Consider the following 16,058-nt stretch of genomic DNA (forward strand, 5'->3'; position numbering starts at 1 on the left):
TAAGATATCCTCTTACCGATGTCTCCTTAGAAAGGAGGTGATCCAGCCGCACCTTCCGATACGGCTACCTTGTTACGACTTCACCCCAATTATCGAACCCACCTTCGGCCGCGCCCCCCATTGCTAGTTAGGCTACGGACTTCGGGTGTTCCCGACTCTCATGGTGTGACGGGCGGTGTGTACAAGGCCCGGGAACGTATTCACCGCGGCATGCTGATCCGCGATTACTAGCGATTCCAACTTCATACAGGCGGGTTTCAGCCTGCAATCCGAACTGGGACGGCTTTTAGGGATTTGCTCCACCTCGCGGTATTGCTTCCCTCTGTTTACCGCCATTGTAGTACGTGTGTGGCCCAGGACATAAGGGGCATGATGATTTGACGTCGTCCCCACCTTCCTCCGTTTTGTCAACGGCAGTCTCGCTAGAGTGCTCTTGCGTAGCAACTAACAATAAGGGTTGCGCTCGTTGCGGGACTTAACCCAACATCTCACGACACGAGCTGACGACAACCATGCACCACCTGTCTCTACTTTCCCCGAAGGGCACCTAATGCATCTCTGCTTCGTTAGTAGGATGTCAAGCCCTGGTAAGGTTCTTCGCGTTGCTTCGAATTAAACCACATACTCCACCGCTTGTGCGGGCCCCCGTCAATTCCTTTGAGTTTCAACCTTGCGATCGTACTCCCCAGGTGGGATACTTATTGCGTTAGCTGCGGCACGGAGGGGGTCAGACCCCCCACACCTAGTATCCATCGTTTACGGCGTGGACTACCAGGGTATCTAATCCTGTTTGCTCCCCACGCTTTCGCGCCTCAGCGTCAGTTACTGTCCAGCAATCCGCCTTCGCCACTGGTGTTCCTCCGTATATCTACGCATTTCACCGCTACACACGGAATTCCGATTGCCTCTCCAGCACTCAAGAACTACAGTTTCAAATGCAGGCTATGAGTTGAGCTCATAGTTTTCACATCTGACTTGCAGTCCCGCCTACACGCCCTTTACACCCAGTAAATCCGGATAACGCTTGCCACCTACGTATTACCGCGGCTGCTGGCACGTAGTTAGCCGTGGCTTATTCAAGAGGTACCGTCATTTCTTTCGTCCCTCTTAAAAGAAGTTTACAACCCGAAAGCCTTCTTCCTTCACGCGGCGTTGCTGGGTCAGGCTTGCGCCCATTGCCCAATATTCCCCACTGCTGCCTCCCGTAGGAGTCTGGGCCGTGTCTCAGTCCCAATGTGGCCGGTCAACCTCTCAGTCCGGCTACTGATCGTCGCCTTGGTGGGCCGTTACCCCGCCAACCAGCTAATCAGACGCGAGTCCATCTCAGAGCGATAAATCTTTGATATCACTACCATGCGGTACCGATATATCATGCGGTATTAGCACAATTTTCACTGTGTTATTCCCCACTCCAAGGCAGGTTACTCACGCGTTACTCACCCGTCCGCCACTAAGTAACTCTATCATTTGGACGAATCCTCAATCAAGAGCACTCCGTTCGACTTGCATGTGTTAAGCACGCCGCCAGCGTTCATCCTGAGCCAGGATCAAACTCTCAATAAAATGGTATCTATACAGACCTTCCAGCCTGTCTAAATCATTTCATCGAAACTTAATCATAGCTTCAAAGAAATTTGTCAAGAGCCTTCCTATTCCAATTGCTTGTCTTAGAAAGGACTTCTCGTCCTTTTCTGGTGCTTCAAGTTTCACGTTGTTTAATTTACAAGGTGCACGCGTCCCGCTTCATTCGGCTTCCGTCTCAGTCGCAGGAACTTTATTGTACCATGCTCGGTTCAACTTGTCAAGAGGTTTTTTGATTTCTTTTTCATCGAGCCGCAAGGCTGATTTTTTGGAAACCCTTGCCTCTCAAGGGGTTGCTCCTCACAGGCGCTCAATTAATATACCAAATGCCTGTCCAATTGTCAACACCTTTTTTGCATTTTCCTGCGTCTTTTTTTACACCCCCTTGACGCAACAAGATATGCCGTGCTTCTCTGCCGTATAGGCACAAGATATGCTTTCCTATGCCCGCTTCCGGCGCAGAAGCGCCACAGGCAATACCAGTGCAGGCAGCAGGAACCCAAAAACCAGCCCCCCCGCTTCCCCCCAGCCCTCGATCCATTCATATAAGGTAAAGGCGTCCGGGAACAGGAACAGCGCGCCCGCCAGCGTCAGAAGAATAAGAGGCAGGGCGGCGCTTTCGCGCCGCTGAAAGCCAAAGACAGCTTGCGCCATACAGCAGCAGGAGCACAGGAGCAGGGTGAGCAGCGCCAGATCGGCCAGCACCCACAGGGCAATGACCACCGACTCCACCCGTCCGAAGGCGCCTTCCACACCCACGCCTTTGACCATCATAAAAAAGGGGGTGTCCATCCGCTGTGTCAAACCGGGTCCAAACGCCCCCAGGCACACCCATTGCAGCAGCGTGAGCACCAGGCAGAAAACAGCGGCCCAGCGCATCGCCCGGCGGCGGTTTCCCTCTTTCCGGGCCACTCCTCCCCCCAAAAAAGCGCCAAAGATCACGTATCCCACTACCGAAAGCGCAGGCAGGGTGCCCCGGAGGACTTCCGGCACATCCTGCACCCATACCGGCAGCACATTCTGGGGTTCCACCCGAAACAGCCCCAGAAACAGGACTACTCCCAAGCAGAGGGATAGGGCCAGATAAAAGATTTCTCCTGCGCGGACCAGGGCCGGCAGCTTTTTGCGGGCAAGCCACAGCGCCACCGCCAGCAGCACCACCAGAAAGAGCTTTAGGGGTGCGTTGCGGTAGCTGGTGGACAAAAGGCGCAGGGCAAACAGCCGTGCGTTGACGCACAGCAGGCACAGCCCCCACAGCAGGTAAAGCAGGGCGAGGGCCTTTCCCGGCAGCCTGCCCAGGGCGCGCTGGAAGATCTGGGCCAGACCGTCCTCCGGCCCGGCCGTGCGAAACAGGGCAAACAGCACCCAGCAAAGCCCCAGCAGCACGGGCAGCGCCGTCAGGGTGCACAGCCACCCGGCCGCTCCCGCCGCCGCGGCCGTGCGGCCGGGAAGTACGCGTACCGTCGGGGAGAGCAGGGCCGCAAACAGCAGACAGAGCAGCTGGCGCAGCGCGATTTTACCCTCAGGCATGGATTCACCACCTTAATGAAATCGTTTTACCCCGCGTCATAGCTGCGCTCCAGCTTAGCCGTGACGGAGACGCTGACCTCCAGGCTGGAGGGATCCCACTGCCGCCGCAGCGCCTCTGCGCGCCAGGGCTGGGACAGTCCGGCCGCTCCGGCCAGGGAGAAGAAATCCCCCTCCAGCGTCCGGCACAGCTCCAGCGCGGCCAGAATGCGCTCCTGTTCCACTGCGGCCAGCTCCGCCTCCAGGCGGCGGCGGGCCGCCTCCTCCTGCAGCGCAGGCGCCCCTTCCGCCAAATTGGCCTCCACACGGCACTTTACGTCCATACCGGTGAGCACTTCCCCGTCAAAAACGCCCCGGATACGGGTCTTGGCCCCCACCACCCGCAGCGCGGCGGTTCCGTCGGCCTGAGGCAGTTCTACCACGTCGGCATCCACCCGGCTCAGCAGCAGGTTGACCCCGGCTGCGGCCGCTCCCTCCGCCCAGCCCACCAGCACGCCGTCCCGCAGCAGGGCGTATCCGGCGGTGGAGAGCGTGCCGTCACCGGTGAGGGCAGGCGCAAAGGAGGCCCCGCAGCGTTCCAGATCGGAGAGTACGTTCCGGACCGTGCGGGACATGGAGTCCGAGCGCAGCCCCGCTCCGTCGTGCAGGGTCTCCAGCCGGTCAGCCGCGGAGTCCTGCTGCCAGGCGGCGGAGATCGTCGTTCCCGCCTGTCCGTTTTGGATCACATAGAGTTCGGTGTCTAGGCGCATCTCCACATCCCGCATCACATAGTCCAGGGCGCCGCCCACGCCCCGGCGTGCCAGGTCCTCCCCCAGCAGCATCTGTCCCACATGGCCGAAGTAGATATAGGAGTCCCCTTCCCCCTGCATCTCCAGCAGGGCGGCGCTGAGGGTGCCCGCGCTGCCGGAGATCAGGGCGGGGTCGTCCAGCCCCTGCCCGCCGGTGGCGGCGGTGACCGCCACCCCGTCCGCGTCGGCATCCACCCCCAGGGTACGTACCAGGGACATGTCCTCGATCTCGCGGGCGTAGGGCAGCAGATCGGCGCGGCAGCCGCCCAGGGGAAGCAGCAGAAGCGCCAGCACACCGGCCCATCGCTTCATCGCTGGTTCCTCCGGTTCCGGGTGCGCAGGGCTGCGGGGCGCAGCTTCGTACGCTTCAGGGGCTGGCGCAGAACGGCGTGTCCCTCCACCTGCTCTCCCGCATTGGCGGCAAAGGGGGTCAGGTAGGATACGCCGAAGCTCTCGATGCCCGCCAGGTGGCACACCAGCATAGCCGCCCCCGCCACCACCCCGAACAGCCCGGCGGCCGAGGCCAGTACCGCCAGGAGAAAGCGCCAGATGCGCAGGGCGCCCGCCAGCTCCTGCGAGGGCATGGTGTACCCGGCAATGCCCGCGATGGACACCACGATGAGCACCGCCGGGGAAACGATCTTGGCCTCCACCGCCGCAGTGCCCACCACCAGTCCGCCGATGATGGAGACGGTCTGGCCGATGGACTGGGGCAGACGCAGCCCCGCCTCCTGCAGGATCTCAAAGGCCAGCAGAAGAATGAGCACCTCGAACACCGAGAGAAAGGGCACGTCCCGTTTGGCCGCGATGATGGACAGGGCCAGCCGGGTGGGGATCATCTCCTGATGGAAGGTGACCACGGCGATATACAGGGCGGGCAGGGTCAGGGTAAGCAGCAGGCAGGCATACCGCAGCACCGAGATGACCGAGGCCACCATCCAGTTGTTGGACTTGTCCTGGGGCGCCCGCAGAAAATCGCCGATGACGCCGGGGGCCAGATAGCCCAGCGGAAGGCCGTCGATGAGAATGCCCACCCGCCCCTCCGCCAGCCCCGCGCAGAAGCGGTCGGGCCGCTCGGTGTACTGCACCAGGGGAAACGCGGTTGCGGTCTCGTCGATGATATATTCCTCAATATTGCCGGTGGAAAGCACCGCGTCGATATCGATGCGCTCCAGCCGCGCCTGTACCCGCTCCACCAGGGAGGGGTCCACCACGCCCTCCAGGTACAGCACGTCCACCGTGGTCACCGATTGCCGCCCTACGATCTGTTCCCGCAGGCGCAGCTCCGGCGCCTTCAGGTGGCGGCGGCACAGGCTGGTGTTGGTGCGCACCGACTCCACAAAGGAATCCCGGGGTCCCTTGAGCACCGTTTCGTTTTCCGGCTCGCTGATGGAGCGCTTTTCCTCCGTGCCTACGTTGAAGGACAAGACCTCCGTCTCCCCCGGAAACAGCAGCAGGCAGTTGCCCTCCACCAGGTCGAAGGCCGCGCGGTCTGTGGCGCTCCGGCGCTCTACCCCCAGATTATAGAGGGCCCCCTCCTCCATGGCGGCCATCAGCTCCGCCATATCCGGGCAGTCCGCCAGGGCCGAGTCCTGCGCCAAAGGCCGCAGGACATAGTCGCTGACCCGCTCCATCCGCACCATGCCGCTGATGTAGCACAGGGTGATCACCTTTTCCCCGTCCCCCGCCAAGCGGACGTTCCGTTTGGAGAAGTCCGCGCAGCCGGCAAAGACCGTCTCCAGGCTTTCCAGCGTCAGGGGCAGGTCATAGCGGGGCTCTTTCCTGGGGTGGGGCGGCACGCTCTCCCGTGCCCGGCCAAAAAATCCCATGGCCCGCACCTCCTTTTTTGCAAATCCTTCTATGAGTATGACCGGTTTTTCCCGCGATATGCAAAAAGCCCCGGAGCGGCAAAGAAAGAACGTTCCAGGCTGTCAAAAAACCGGAACAGGGTTGGACAACGGGAAGGAAGATCGTGTAAAAGAAACCCGGGAGGGGCGTCTTTCGCGTTGAATCAAATCAAATGTTGAACGTTTGGGAAAGTTCAACATTTGCCCCAGCTTGGCAAAAAGACTTTTTTGACAAGCGGAGAATATTCTTGTATTCCCGCAGGCCTTCCTTTATAATAAGAATAAGATCGCGGTGCGCCGCGGCAAAGACACTGTAAAGTGAGGCGGGAATTATGGAGATCAAGAATTTCGATAATATCATCAGCCGTGTCCCCAAGCTGTCGGCCCCCCTGCGGGTGGTGCTGGCCGGTTCCGACGGAGAGAACATGCTCCGGGGCCTCTTCCAGGCTCAGAACGAGGGCTTTGTGCAGCCCGTGCTGGTGGGCGACCGGGCGCGCACCATGGTCCAGCTGGAGAAGCTGGGGCTGGAGCAGGAGCCTTACACCATGGTGGACACCCCCCCCGGCCACAATGTCACCCAGGCCGCCATCGACATCATTACCTGCGGAGAGGGCGACATCCTCATGCGCGGCAACCTGCCCACCCGCGACTTTCTGATGCCTGTGCTGGATCGGAAGAACGGCCTGCGCACCGAGCGGCTGATGAGCCATGTGTCCCTGGCCTCCATTCCGGAGTATCCCAAGCTGCTGGCTCTGTCGGACATGACCATCATCGTCAACCCCAATCCCACCCAGAAGAAAGCCATCATCAAAAATACCGCCGACGCGCTGAAGGCCTTTGGATATGAGAACCCCAAGCTGGCCCTGATGGCTCTGGTGGAAAACGTAAACTTTCATATGCCCGATACCATCGAGGCCCAGCGCCTGGTGTCCGAACAGAAGCAGCATCCGTTTGCCGACTGCGAGCTGTGGGGCCCCATCGCCTATGATCTGATTATCTCCAAGGAGGCCTGCCGCCTGAAGCATTACGACTGCCCCTGGTCGGGCGGCGGCTTCGACGGCATCATCGCCCAAAACCTGATCGCGGCCAACACGCTGGTCAAGAGCTGGCTGATCCATGCCCACGCCGTCACCTGCGGCGCGGTGGTGGGCGCCAAGGTGCCCATTGCCCTCACCTCCCGCTCCGCCGCTGCGGAGGAGAGCTTCTTCTCCCTGGTCTTCTGCGCCGTCCTCAACGAGTGGCGCAAAAGCCAAAAGCCGTAATTCCGACCCAAACGAGCGCGGCCCCCGTCCTTTCGGACGGGGGCCGCGTCTGTTTAACCGGAGCGGGCGGTGCGTTTCCCGGTTCATCTGCCCTTGGACGCGCCCGTATACAGCGGCGCCCGCCGGGCGCCGGGGACCCGCCGCACCCGGCGCGCGCCCGCGCGTCCCGCCGCTTTGGCGGCTTCGCACACCACCACGGGGGTCACGGCAAGGCAGAGCACCACGGCCCACTCCACAGGGCTCATGGGAACGGTGTTGAAAACGGCCTGCAGCGGCGGCACACAGAGCACGGAGAGCTGCATCACCAGCCCGATCAGGAACGCCCGGTTCATGGCGGCGTTGGAGAAAACGCCGATGTGCAGCAGCGAGGCCCGCTCGCTGCGTACATCAAAGGCATGGAACAGCTGGCACAGGGTCAGCGTGGCGAACGCCATGGTGTTGGCCGCTGCATGGGCCTCACCGGGATCGGAGAGCACATACTCCCCCAAAAAGTAGGCCGTCAGGGTGAGCAGTCCCACCATGGCACCCTGCCAGGCCAGGCGGAGGGAGAAGGCGCGGGAAAACAGGGACGCGCGGGCGTCCCGGGGCGCCTGCTCCATGACGCCCTCCTCCACCGGCTCCACCCCCAGGGCCAGGGCGGGCAGGGAGTCGGTGACCAGATTGAGCCATAAAAGCTGGACCGGCACCAGGGGCATCTGGTGAAAATCCAGCACAGTGGCCAGGAAGATGGTCAAGATCTCCCCAATGTTGCAGGAGAGCAGGTAGTGGATGGCCTTTTTGATGTTGGCGTAGATGCCGCGGCCCTGCTCCACGGCGGAGACGATGGTGGCAAAGTTGTCGTCCGTCAGGATCATATCCGCCGCACCCTTGGCCACGTCGGTGCCCGCCACCCCCATGGCGCAGCCGATGTCGGCCGCCTTGAGGGCGGGGGCGTCGTTGACCCCGTCGCCGGTCATGGCCACGACCTTGCCCCGGGCCTGCCACGCCCGGACGATGCGCATCTTATGCTCCGGAGAGACCCTTGCATAGACGGCGAAGCGCTCCACCTCCTGCTCCAGCAGTCCCTGGGGCATAAAGTCCAGATCCTCCCCGGTGACGGCCAGATCCCCCTTGCGGCAGATCCCCAGTTCCTTTGCCACGGCCACGGCGGTAAGCTTATGGTCTCCGGTGATCATCACCGGCCGTATCCCCGCGGCGTAACACTGTTCCACCGCACGCCGCACCTCCGGCCGGGGCGGGTCCATCATGCCGATCAGGCCCGTAAAGGTCAGCCCCTGCTCCAGGGTGGCGCTGTCCAGCGTCCGGGGCAGGAAGGCCAGGTCCTTATAGGCCACGCCCAGCACCCGCAGGGCCCGCAGGGCCATGGCCTCGTTGCGGGACAGGGCCCTGCGGCGCGCCCCCTCGTCCATCCTGCACCGGCCCAGCAGCACGTCGGGCGCCCCCTTCACCAGCACCCGAAAGCTGCCATCCGCCTTTTGATGTACCGTGCTCATGAGCTTGCGCTCCGAGTCGAAGGGCAGCTCGGCCCGCCGGGGCCACTGCTCCTCCAGCGTCCCTTTCTCCAGCCCCTCCCGCGCGGCGGCTACCACCAGGGCCGCCTCGGTGGGGTCGCCGCCGGCGGCGGGTTCCCGCCCTGCCCGGATGAGCGCCGCGTCGCTGCAAAGCGCGCCGATGGTGAGGGCCAGCGCCCGCTCCCCTGTCCGGGGCGTCCAAACGTCCACCACAGTCATCCGGTTCTGGGTCAGGGTGCCCGTCTTGTCGGAGCAGATCACCCCCGCGCAGCCCAGGGTCTCCACGGCGGGCAGGCGCTTGACGATGGCGCCCCGCCTGACCATCCGCTGGACCCCCAGCGCCAGCACGATGGTAACGATGGCGGGCAGCCCTTCCGGAATGGCGGCCACGGCCAGGGATACGGCGGTCATGAACATCCCCAGCAGGGCCTTGCCCTGGAGCAGGCCAGCCCCGAACATCACCGCGCACACGCACAGACACACGAAGGAGAGGGTCTTGGAGATCTCCGCCATCTTTTTCTGGAGCGGCGTCTGGCTGTCCTCCTCCCCCAGCAGCATCCCCGCGATGCGGCCCATCTCGGTGTCCATGCCGGTGGCGGTGATCACGCAGAGGGCCCGGCCGCCGGTGACCACGGTCCCGGAGAGCACCATATTCCGCCGGTCGGCCAGGGGGGTGTCCTCCGGGAGCTCCCCCACAGGGGCCTTGGCGGCGGGTACCGGCTCCCCGGTCATGGCGCTCTCATCACAGCGCAGCCCCGCGGCCGTGAGGATGCGGGCGTCGGCGGGCACCAGGTCCCCCGCCTCCAGCCGGATAATGTCGCCGGGCACCAGCGCCGCGGTCTCCAGGCGGATCTCCTTGCCGTCCCGCAGCACCTTGGCCAGCGGGGCCGACATCTGCCGCAGGGCCTCCAGGGCCTTTTCGGCGTTATCCTCCTGCGAGATGGAGATGCAGGCGTTGACCGCCACGATGACCAGGATGATGGCCGCGTCCAGCCAGTCCTCTCCCCCGGTGGCCCACAGGGACAGCCCCGCCGCCGCCAGCAGCACCAAGATCATGGGGTCCTTCATCTGCCCCAAAAAGCGCCGCAGCAGCCCTGCCCGCCGCTGGCGCGCCAGCTCGTTGGGCCCCCAGCGCTCCAGCCTGCGTCCGGCCTCCGCCGGTGACAGGCCCCGCTCCCGATCCGTCTCCAACTCTCCCAGCACTTGCTTGACGCTCTTGGCGTACCAGGCGTTCATATGCATTTCCCCTGACATCCAGAATTTTCCTGTCCTTGGCTGCCAGTATAGCACAAGGCCTGTCCGTATTCAGGGGAAACGTGGCGGGACAGGAAACGGCTTTTGCAGCTGCGCCGCCCGGTCCGCCAGGCGGCGCAGGAAGCAGTCGTTGCTGGGCCGCTTTTCGGGCCTGCCGCCCATCAGGGCGCAGTATTCCGGCGGCGCGGCGCTGTGGATGCGCCGCACCATCTCCCGGATGTTCTTTTCCACGCAGGCATAGCTGGTCCGCCCCCGCCGCATGGCGGGGAGATAGGCCTGTTTGAGCAGCATATGCTTTCCCCGCGCCCCGGCCAGGGCCGCGGCTGCAATGGCGGCGGCCTCGGCGCCCAGGCCGCCGCCCCCCATATCCGCCAGCAGAGCGGCGGCCGCCTGCTCCAGGGGGTCCTGATAGAGCACCCGGATCAGCCCGGGCAGCGTCGCCAGGTGCACCGGCTTGATGAGATAATAGTCCGCCCCCAGGGAAAAGGCATAGCTGACCACATGGGAGGATGCCACCCGGGAGAGCACGATGACCTTCGGGCGCGGGACCACCGGATGCGCCCGGAGCTGCTGCAGGACCCCCAATCCGTCCAGGCCGGGCATGATCAGGTCCAGGAGCACCACGTCCGGCCGCTCCCGCTCCAGCAGCTCCAGCGCCTCATAACCATCCCGGGCGGCGGCGCACACCGCCATGTCCTCCAGGGGGGCGAAGAAATCGTTCAGCAGCGTGCGGGCGGCTGTGTCGTCCTCCGCCAGCAGGATACGAATCGGTCGTGTCATCCGTCCTCCGATTCCATCGCACGCACCAGATCGGCCGCTTTCAGAATAATGTGGGCGGCCAGGCCCCGGTCCAGCGGCGTCATCTCCTCCATGCGCCGCAGCATCCGCCCTGCCGCCGCGCCGGGTTCCCTCTGCCCATAGGCCAGCGCGTCCAGGCTGATGTTAAAAATACTCCCCAACCGGATGAAGTAAGCCATACTCATGCATTTCTTCCCCTGTTCGATGTCCCCGATATACTGGGTCGAGCTGCCCAGCCGCTCCGCCAGCGCCTCACGGGTCAGTCCCGCCTCCTTCCGGCACCGCCAGACCCGCCGGCCCACTTCCTCGCACAGCGCCTGCTTTTCCTGCTCATCCATATTAAAAGCCCCTTTGTGCAAAACTTTAGTTATAGCTTGGCACAACTCAAGGTTTTTAAAAGCAACCATCGTTTCTTATTATGCGTCTATAATACCTATTTTCTTAATGCAAGCTTCTTTTTGAGCATTTTGCTCTATTGCGGCGGCAAAAGATTGGTCAATCAGACGATTTTGGGGGCTCGCCCCCTGAAATTTTGCTTTCCCGCCCTTCCAGACGCCAAACAGCACTATTTCAAGCGATTTTTTAAAAACAGCTCGCTTATTCTTTTCTTTTCTTCCGTTATCCATTAAAATCTCTTTGTAAATTCATTTGTAAAACCGGCCCTCTTTTTGCTATCCTAAGCGTGTGGAAAGCAACGCCTGTTTTTTGATCCGGACAAGCAAATTTGGAAGGAGAGGCCGCCTGCGGGATCGTCCTCTGATTTCCCGCGCGCGGCGGGAGCCCTGCCATGACGCCTAAAACACTCAAGAGCAAGGTATCCCTGGTCTATTTCAGCCTGATTTTTATCATACTGATGCTCGGCGTCATTTCTCTGTGGAATTTGACGCGAATCGGCCGCGCCGTCAATAATATCGTTATCACCAATTATAACAGTATCCAGCGTCTGGGCCATATGAGCGACGCGCTCAATTCCCAGGGCTCCATCCTGCTGACGTACCTGGACACGGGCAATTACGACGCCGCCCTGGAGCAGTTCGACGCCCAGACCACAATCTTTTGGGAAAACTACCACATGGAGCATGCCACCATCATTATCCCCTATGAGATGGAGCTGATCGAGGGGATCGGCAGTGAATATGAATCCTTTCTGACTCAGGCGCAGGCGGTCTTCTCGGCAGAGGGGAACGCGGACGCGCTGACGCTGTACCAGACCGGCACAGCGCCCCAGGCCCAGCGGGTCACGCTGAACATGGACGCGCTGGTCGCTTCCAATGAAAACGCCCTGTTTGCCCGCAAAGAGGAGGCCCAGCAAACCGTCTCCCGCGCCTGGGCTGTGCTGGCGGTCTTTTTCCTGCTGGCGGCGGTCATCGGCTTTTTTGCCCTCAAGCTGTATACCGACAAGCTGTTCCGCCCCATCTACGAAATCACGCAAAACCTGAAAGCGGTGCGCCAGGGCAACCTGAACCGCAAATCCTCGGTGCGCTCCAACGATGAGTTGGGCGCGCTGTGCGAGGAGTTCAACAACATGACCCAGCGTCTGCTGGAATTCGAGCGGAGCACCATGGGCCAGCTCCTTTCGGAACGCAACCGCACCATGGCCATCGTCCGCAGCATTACGGAGCCGCTGGTCATCCTGGACGGCAACCAGCGCGTTACGCTGCTCAATCACTCGGCGGAAGAGCTCTTCGGTCTGTTCACCAGCGACAGCGCCGGTCAGGATTTCCTTTCCGTCATCCGCCGTTCCCGCTTTCATGAGCCGTTGTCCCAGATCCTGCGGGACCCGGGCGCGTATCAGGAGGAGGTGCTCTGTATCGGCTCCTCCGATGACGCCCGTTATTTCAACGTTACCTTGACGCCTCTGCATTACGAGGGGATCGACCCCGGGTCGGTCATCCTGGTCTTTTACGATATTACCGAGCTCAAGCGTCTGGACACGATGCGCAGCGATTTCATCGCCACCATCTCCCACGAGTTCAAAACGCCCCTCACCTCCATCGTCTTTGGGGCGGATCTGCTCTCCGACGGCTCCCTGGGGGCGCTGAACCCGGCCCAGGGCGAGGTGGTCACCACCCTGAAGGAGGATGGCGAACGTCTCTCCCGGCTGGTCTCCGACCTGCTGCTGCTGTCCAGGATCGAATCGCCCAATCTGATCTACCAGTTTGTTCCCTGCGATCTGGCCGGGATCATCCGCAGCGCTCTTCCCCAGTTCCTCCCGCTGGCCGAACAGGGGGGCGTTTCGCTGGCGGCCCAGCCGGAGGCGGACCTGCCGCTGGTTCTGGCCGATCCGGACAAGATCAAATGGGTCCTGAACAACCTGCTTTCCAACGCCGTGAAATATACCGATCCGGGCGGTCGTATCTTGGTCCGCGCCCGGCTGACCGGCGCAAGCGTCACCTGTGAGGTGTCCGACACGGGTGAGGGGATCCCGCCCGCTTTCCTGGAGCGCATTTTTGACAAATACGTCCAGGTCAGCAGCTACGATCTAGAGCTGCGGGGCAGCGGGCTGGGTCTGGCTGTGGCCAAATCCATCATCCTGGCCCACAACGGAAGGATCTGGTGCGAGAGCGAGCTGCACCAGGGCTCCAGCTTCTATTTTACCCTTCCGCTGTCCGATAAGGGAGTTTTGCACCCATGAAGAAGGTCCTGGTCGTCGACGACGCAAAAAACATCCGCATGCTGCTCACCAAATGCCTGGAGTTGGAGGGATACCAGGTCAAGACCGCCACCAACGGCAAGGACGCCCTCGCGCTCTTTTCCTCCGAGCGCTTTGACCTGGCCTTCCTCGATATCAAGCTGCCGGAGCTCTCCGGCACGGAGGTGCTCCGGCGCATCCGCGCCCAGGGCAACGACACCCCGGTGATCGTCATCACCGCCTATCCCACGGTAAAAAACGCCGTGGAGTGTACCAAGCTGCAAAGCATCACCTACCTGCAAAAGCCCTTTACCGCCGACCGGCTGCGCGCCGTGCTGAAGGAGGTCACCCCGCCCGACCCGCTGCCGGCGTCCTCCGATGCGTACAAATGCGCCGCCGATTTGTTGGATGCAGAACGCTGGGAGGAGGCGATCTCCCGGCTCAAGGCGGCTCTCGCCGCCGATCCCACCGATCCTGCGGTTTACTTTGGTCTGGAACGGGCCTATCTCGGTCTTGGCGACCGGGAGACCGCCGAAAAATTCCATAACGCCGGGCGCTCGTTTACCTGATCCCCGCACCGCTCTTCCGCTCAGAAAACAGGACCGTTGTCTTTCCACAAACTGATCAGCGAGAAATCCCTGTTATTTCTGGAAAGGAAGGCCAATTATGAACGACACTCTCAAAAACATTCTGCGCAAAGACGAGACCGTCCTCTGGGCGGGCGCCCCGGAACCGGTGGAGGTGCTGGAGAAGCCGCACGTTCCTCTGCTGATTGTGCGCTGGGCGGTCTGCGCCGTCCTGGGCGTGCTGCTGATCGCTTACCTGACCTATTTCTCCGTGTACGTCTTCCAGGTGGAAAACCAAGCCCGCATAGTGGTGGGCGTCGTACTGGCAGCCTGTATCTTTGTGGCCCTGCGCCCCTTTATGGACGCCCGCGGCCTGCCCAAACGGGTCTGCTTCGCCGTCACCGACCAGCGCTTTATCCTCTATCGCCGCAACGGAGACGCCTTTGATTACCGGGAACTGACCGACATGACCGAAGCCACGGTAGAGGCGCTTCCCACCGGTGCGTATAACTTCTTTATCGGCCCGGTCACCAATTCCCTTCGCCGGAGCACCCACCTCAACGTCACCGAATACCGCGAGGACGCCAAGCTCGACCCGCTGGTCTTTGCCAGCGTGGCGGATATCCAGGGCCTTCTCCGCGTCCTGCCGTCCTATATCACCGTCCACGGCGCCCCCGCCGCCGACCCGGAACGGGCGGCCTGAATCTGCGTTCTTCTCTTTCCCTTTCACATCCCGCCCGGCGCGCCGTTGCCCAACGGCGCGCCGGGCGGGAACCATTTTACCCGTCCGCGTCCTGCGGCCTCCCGGCGGAAGCGCATCCGCTCTGCCGCTGCGCCCGACCGCGGTCTTCCCCCGCCGCGCGGCGGTCCGCCACGCAAAACCGCCCCGGAGCCCGGCATCCAGCCGGTGCTCCGGGGCGGTTTTCACTTCTGCGGCGGACGTTATTCCGCGGCGGGACTCCCGGCGGGCGTGCCGGTCGCTTCCGGCGCACCGGACTCCTCCGGCGCACCGGACTCCTCCGGCGTCCCGGTCTCCTCCGGCGCGGCGCTCTCCTGAGCGGCGGCCTCGGCGTCCCGCTTGGCCTGACGGGCTTCGTTGAGCTGCTGGATCTTATCATAGAAGGCCTTGGGGTCCAGCGCGGCAAAGGCGTCGTTGGTCTCCACCACGGCGTTTTCCAGCCACCCGTCCATCAGGTTGCTCATGGCGTAATTGCTGTAGAGGCTGCGGGTATCCGGGGTGTCGGCATCCAGGCGCAGGATGATGTGATAGCCGTACACGGTCTCGATGGGCTCGCTGATCTCGCCCTCGGCCAGGGCCAGAGCCCCCTCCTCAAACTCGGCCACCATCTGACCGCTGTAGGCCAGGTAGCCATCGGGGTAATAAAGGTTGCCCTCTTCGTCCCGGCCGTCGTCGCTGTACGCATTCATCAGCTCGTCAAACTTGGCCGCAGGGTCGTCCGCGGCACGGATCTGCGCCAAAAGCTCCTCCGCCTCGGCCTTTTTGGCTGCCTTTTCCTCGTCGCTGTAAGTGGGATAGCCGGTCGTCTCATCCGTACCGGTGGAGTTCTCGAACGCCACCAGGATATGCTTGGCATTGTAAATGCCCTGCTCTTCCAGAAAGGCATCCATCTCGGCGTCCTCCGGGTCCAGCTTCCCGTCGGCGGCGTATTTCTCCTCCAGGGCCAGGCTCTGGTAATACGCCATGTTCAGCTTGCGGAACGCCGTATCGCTGATGCACTGCTGATCCAGCCAGTCCTGATAGACGATCCCCTGGCTCTCCAGGGTCTCCTGGAGCTGAGTCATCTGCTCGTCCGCCGTCGTCTGGTCCTCTTCGGATATCGTCGTGCCTTCCTCCGCGGCCTTGAGCTCCACCAGGGCGTAGAGCTTGCTGGTCTCCAGCGCGTCGTTCTTCAGGTAGTCGGCCGTGGGCGTGCCGTCGATCTCCTCCTCCCAGGCGGTGTCGTCGGCCAGATAGCCGCTCTGCTTGGCGGTGGAAATGCTGGTCAGCAGCCAGAACAGGTACTCGTCGGCGGGCACCTCGGTACCGTCCACGGTATAGAGCACGGTATCCCGGGTGATCCCGGCGGCCTGATATGCGATGTCCCCGGGATCGGGCGTGGCCTCAGGCTCGCCGGTCCCGGCGCAGCCGGCCAGCAGCCCCGCCGTAAGTACGCCGCTTAGTCCGGCGCACAGGAGCTTTTTCAGTTTCATCTGATTCATATCCTCCTTCATTTACAAGAGGCGCCGCCCCTGCGGAGGCTCTGGATACTACACGCCAAAGGCCGGACGCTT

At 62.3% G+C, this 16,058-nt stretch carries 12 protein-coding genes and 1 rRNA gene; 4 read left to right on the forward strand and 9 right to left on the reverse strand.

What is annotated here, in order from left to right; translation table 11 throughout:
• Positions 1-30: 30 nt before the first annotated feature.
• From H8S57_RS06820 to H8S57_RS06835, 4 genes are all read right to left on the reverse strand, one after another.
• A 16S ribosomal RNA gene (locus H8S57_RS06820) occupies positions 31-1,563 on the reverse strand.
• A 459-nt stretch (positions 1,564-2,022) separates the two neighbouring features.
• Positions 2,023-3,111: a GerAB/ArcD/ProY family transporter gene (locus H8S57_RS06825; protein ID WP_186907337.1), complete on the reverse strand. Its 1,089-nt coding sequence runs from the start codon at positions 3,109-3,111 to the stop codon at positions 2,023-2,025.
• A 26-nt stretch (positions 3,112-3,137) separates the two neighbouring features.
• Positions 3,138-4,208, reverse strand: coding sequence for a Ger(x)C family spore germination protein (locus tag H8S57_RS06830; RefSeq protein ID WP_186907338.1), 1,071 nt, complete (start codon positions 4,206-4,208; stop codon positions 3,138-3,140).
• Positions 4,205-5,725: a spore germination protein gene (locus H8S57_RS06835; protein WP_186907339.1), complete on the reverse strand. Its 1,521-nt coding sequence runs from the start codon at positions 5,723-5,725 to the stop codon at positions 4,205-4,207. Before H8S57_RS06835 ends, H8S57_RS06830 begins: the two co-directional genes overlap by 4 nt.
• A 350-nt stretch (positions 5,726-6,075) precedes the next feature.
• Here H8S57_RS06835 and H8S57_RS06840 point away from each other — a divergent pair, with 350 nt between their 5' ends.
• A complete protein-coding gene (locus H8S57_RS06840; RefSeq protein ID WP_186907340.1) occupies positions 6,076-7,005 on the forward strand; it encodes a phosphate acyltransferase in 930 nt (309 codons plus the stop codon).
• Positions 7,006-7,088: 83 nt separating this feature from the next.
• Here H8S57_RS06840 and H8S57_RS06845 read toward each other — a convergent pair whose 3' ends face one another.
• The 4 genes from H8S57_RS06845 to H8S57_RS06860 form a co-directional block, all read right to left on the reverse strand.
• Positions 7,089-9,752 (reverse strand): cation-translocating P-type ATPase, encoded by a 2,664-nt coding sequence (locus tag H8S57_RS06845; protein WP_186907341.1) that lies wholly within the window; start codon positions 9,750-9,752, stop codon positions 7,089-7,091.
• Positions 9,753-9,821: 69 nt separating this feature from the next.
• On the reverse strand, positions 9,822-10,550 hold the full coding sequence (locus H8S57_RS06850; RefSeq protein WP_186907342.1) for a response regulator: 729 nt from the start codon (positions 10,548-10,550) through the stop codon (positions 9,822-9,824).
• On the reverse strand, positions 10,547-10,906 hold the full coding sequence (locus tag H8S57_RS06855; RefSeq protein ID WP_186907343.1) for a helix-turn-helix transcriptional regulator: 360 nt from the start codon (positions 10,904-10,906) through the stop codon (positions 10,547-10,549). The genes H8S57_RS06850 and H8S57_RS06855 overlap by 4 nt, the downstream gene beginning before the upstream one ends.
• Positions 10,907-10,984: 78 nt before the next feature.
• Entirely contained in the window at positions 10,985-11,194 is a 210-nt protein-coding gene (locus H8S57_RS06860; RefSeq protein WP_186907344.1) for a hypothetical protein, read from the reverse strand.
• A gap of 161 nt (positions 11,195-11,355) precedes the next feature.
• Here H8S57_RS06860 and H8S57_RS06865 point away from each other — a divergent pair, with 161 nt between their 5' ends.
• The 3 genes from H8S57_RS06865 (at position 11,356) to H8S57_RS06875 (ending at position 14,469) form a co-directional block, all read left to right on the forward strand.
• On the forward strand, positions 11,356-13,203 hold the full coding sequence (locus H8S57_RS06865; protein ID WP_186907345.1) for a sensor histidine kinase: 1,848 nt from the start codon (positions 11,356-11,358) through the stop codon (positions 13,201-13,203).
• The gene (locus tag H8S57_RS06870) at positions 13,200-13,769 is read left to right on the forward strand and encodes a response regulator (protein ID WP_186907346.1); all 570 of its coding nucleotides are present in this window, start codon (positions 13,200-13,202) and stop codon (positions 13,767-13,769) included. Before H8S57_RS06865 ends, H8S57_RS06870 begins: the two co-directional genes overlap by 4 nt.
• Before the next feature lie 97 nt (positions 13,770-13,866).
• Entirely contained in the window at positions 13,867-14,469 is a 603-nt protein-coding gene (locus H8S57_RS06875; protein WP_186907347.1) for a hypothetical protein, read from the forward strand.
• 239 nt (positions 14,470-14,708) lie between these two features.
• On the opposite strand, the gene H8S57_RS06880 is transcribed toward H8S57_RS06875, so the two are convergent.
• A complete protein-coding gene (locus tag H8S57_RS06880) occupies positions 14,709-15,986 on the reverse strand; it encodes a peptidylprolyl isomerase (protein WP_243204734.1) in 1,278 nt (425 codons plus the stop codon).
• Positions 15,987-16,058 lie beyond the last annotated feature (72 nt).

This window comes from Lawsonibacter hominis (genome assembly GCF_014287895.1).
GTDB classification, from domain to species: domain Bacteria; phylum Bacillota; class Clostridia; order Oscillospirales; family Oscillospiraceae; genus Lawsonibacter_A; species Lawsonibacter_A hominis.

Excerpts from the sequence above, each read along its gene's own strand:
- H8S57_RS06825 (WP_186907337.1), bottom strand. The coding sequence starts at position 3,111 with ATGCCTGAGGGTAAAATCGCGCTGCGCCAGCTGCTCTGTCTGCTGTTT.
- H8S57_RS06830 (WP_186907338.1), bottom strand. The coding sequence starts at position 4,208 with ATGAAGCGATGGGCCGGTGTGCTGGCGCTTCTGCTGCTTCCCCTGGGC.
- H8S57_RS06835 (WP_186907339.1), bottom strand. The coding sequence starts at position 5,725 with ATGGGATTTTTTGGCCGGGCACGGGAGAGCGTGCCGCCCCACCCCAGG.
- H8S57_RS06840 (WP_186907340.1), top strand. The coding sequence starts at position 6,076 with ATGGAGATCAAGAATTTCGATAATATCATCAGCCGTGTCCCCAAGCTG.
- H8S57_RS06845 (WP_186907341.1), bottom strand. The coding sequence starts at position 9,752 with ATGAACGCCTGGTACGCCAAGAGCGTCAAGCAAGTGCTGGGAGAGTTG.
- H8S57_RS06850 (WP_186907342.1), bottom strand. The coding sequence starts at position 10,550 with ATGACACGACCGATTCGTATCCTGCTGGCGGAGGACGACACAGCCGCC.
- H8S57_RS06855 (WP_186907343.1), bottom strand. The coding sequence starts at position 10,906 with ATGGATGAGCAGGAAAAGCAGGCGCTGTGCGAGGAAGTGGGCCGGCGG.
- H8S57_RS06860 (WP_186907344.1), bottom strand. The coding sequence starts at position 11,194 with ATGGATAACGGAAGAAAAGAAAAGAATAAGCGAGCTGTTTTTAAAAAA.
- H8S57_RS06865 (WP_186907345.1), top strand. The coding sequence starts at position 11,356 with ATGACGCCTAAAACACTCAAGAGCAAGGTATCCCTGGTCTATTTCAGC.
- H8S57_RS06870 (WP_186907346.1), top strand. The coding sequence starts at position 13,200 with ATGAAGAAGGTCCTGGTCGTCGACGACGCAAAAAACATCCGCATGCTG.
- H8S57_RS06875 (WP_186907347.1), top strand. The coding sequence starts at position 13,867 with ATGAACGACACTCTCAAAAACATTCTGCGCAAAGACGAGACCGTCCTC.
- H8S57_RS06880 (WP_243204734.1), bottom strand. The coding sequence starts at position 15,986 with ATGAATCAGATGAAACTGAAAAAGCTCCTGTGCGCCGGACTAAGCGGC.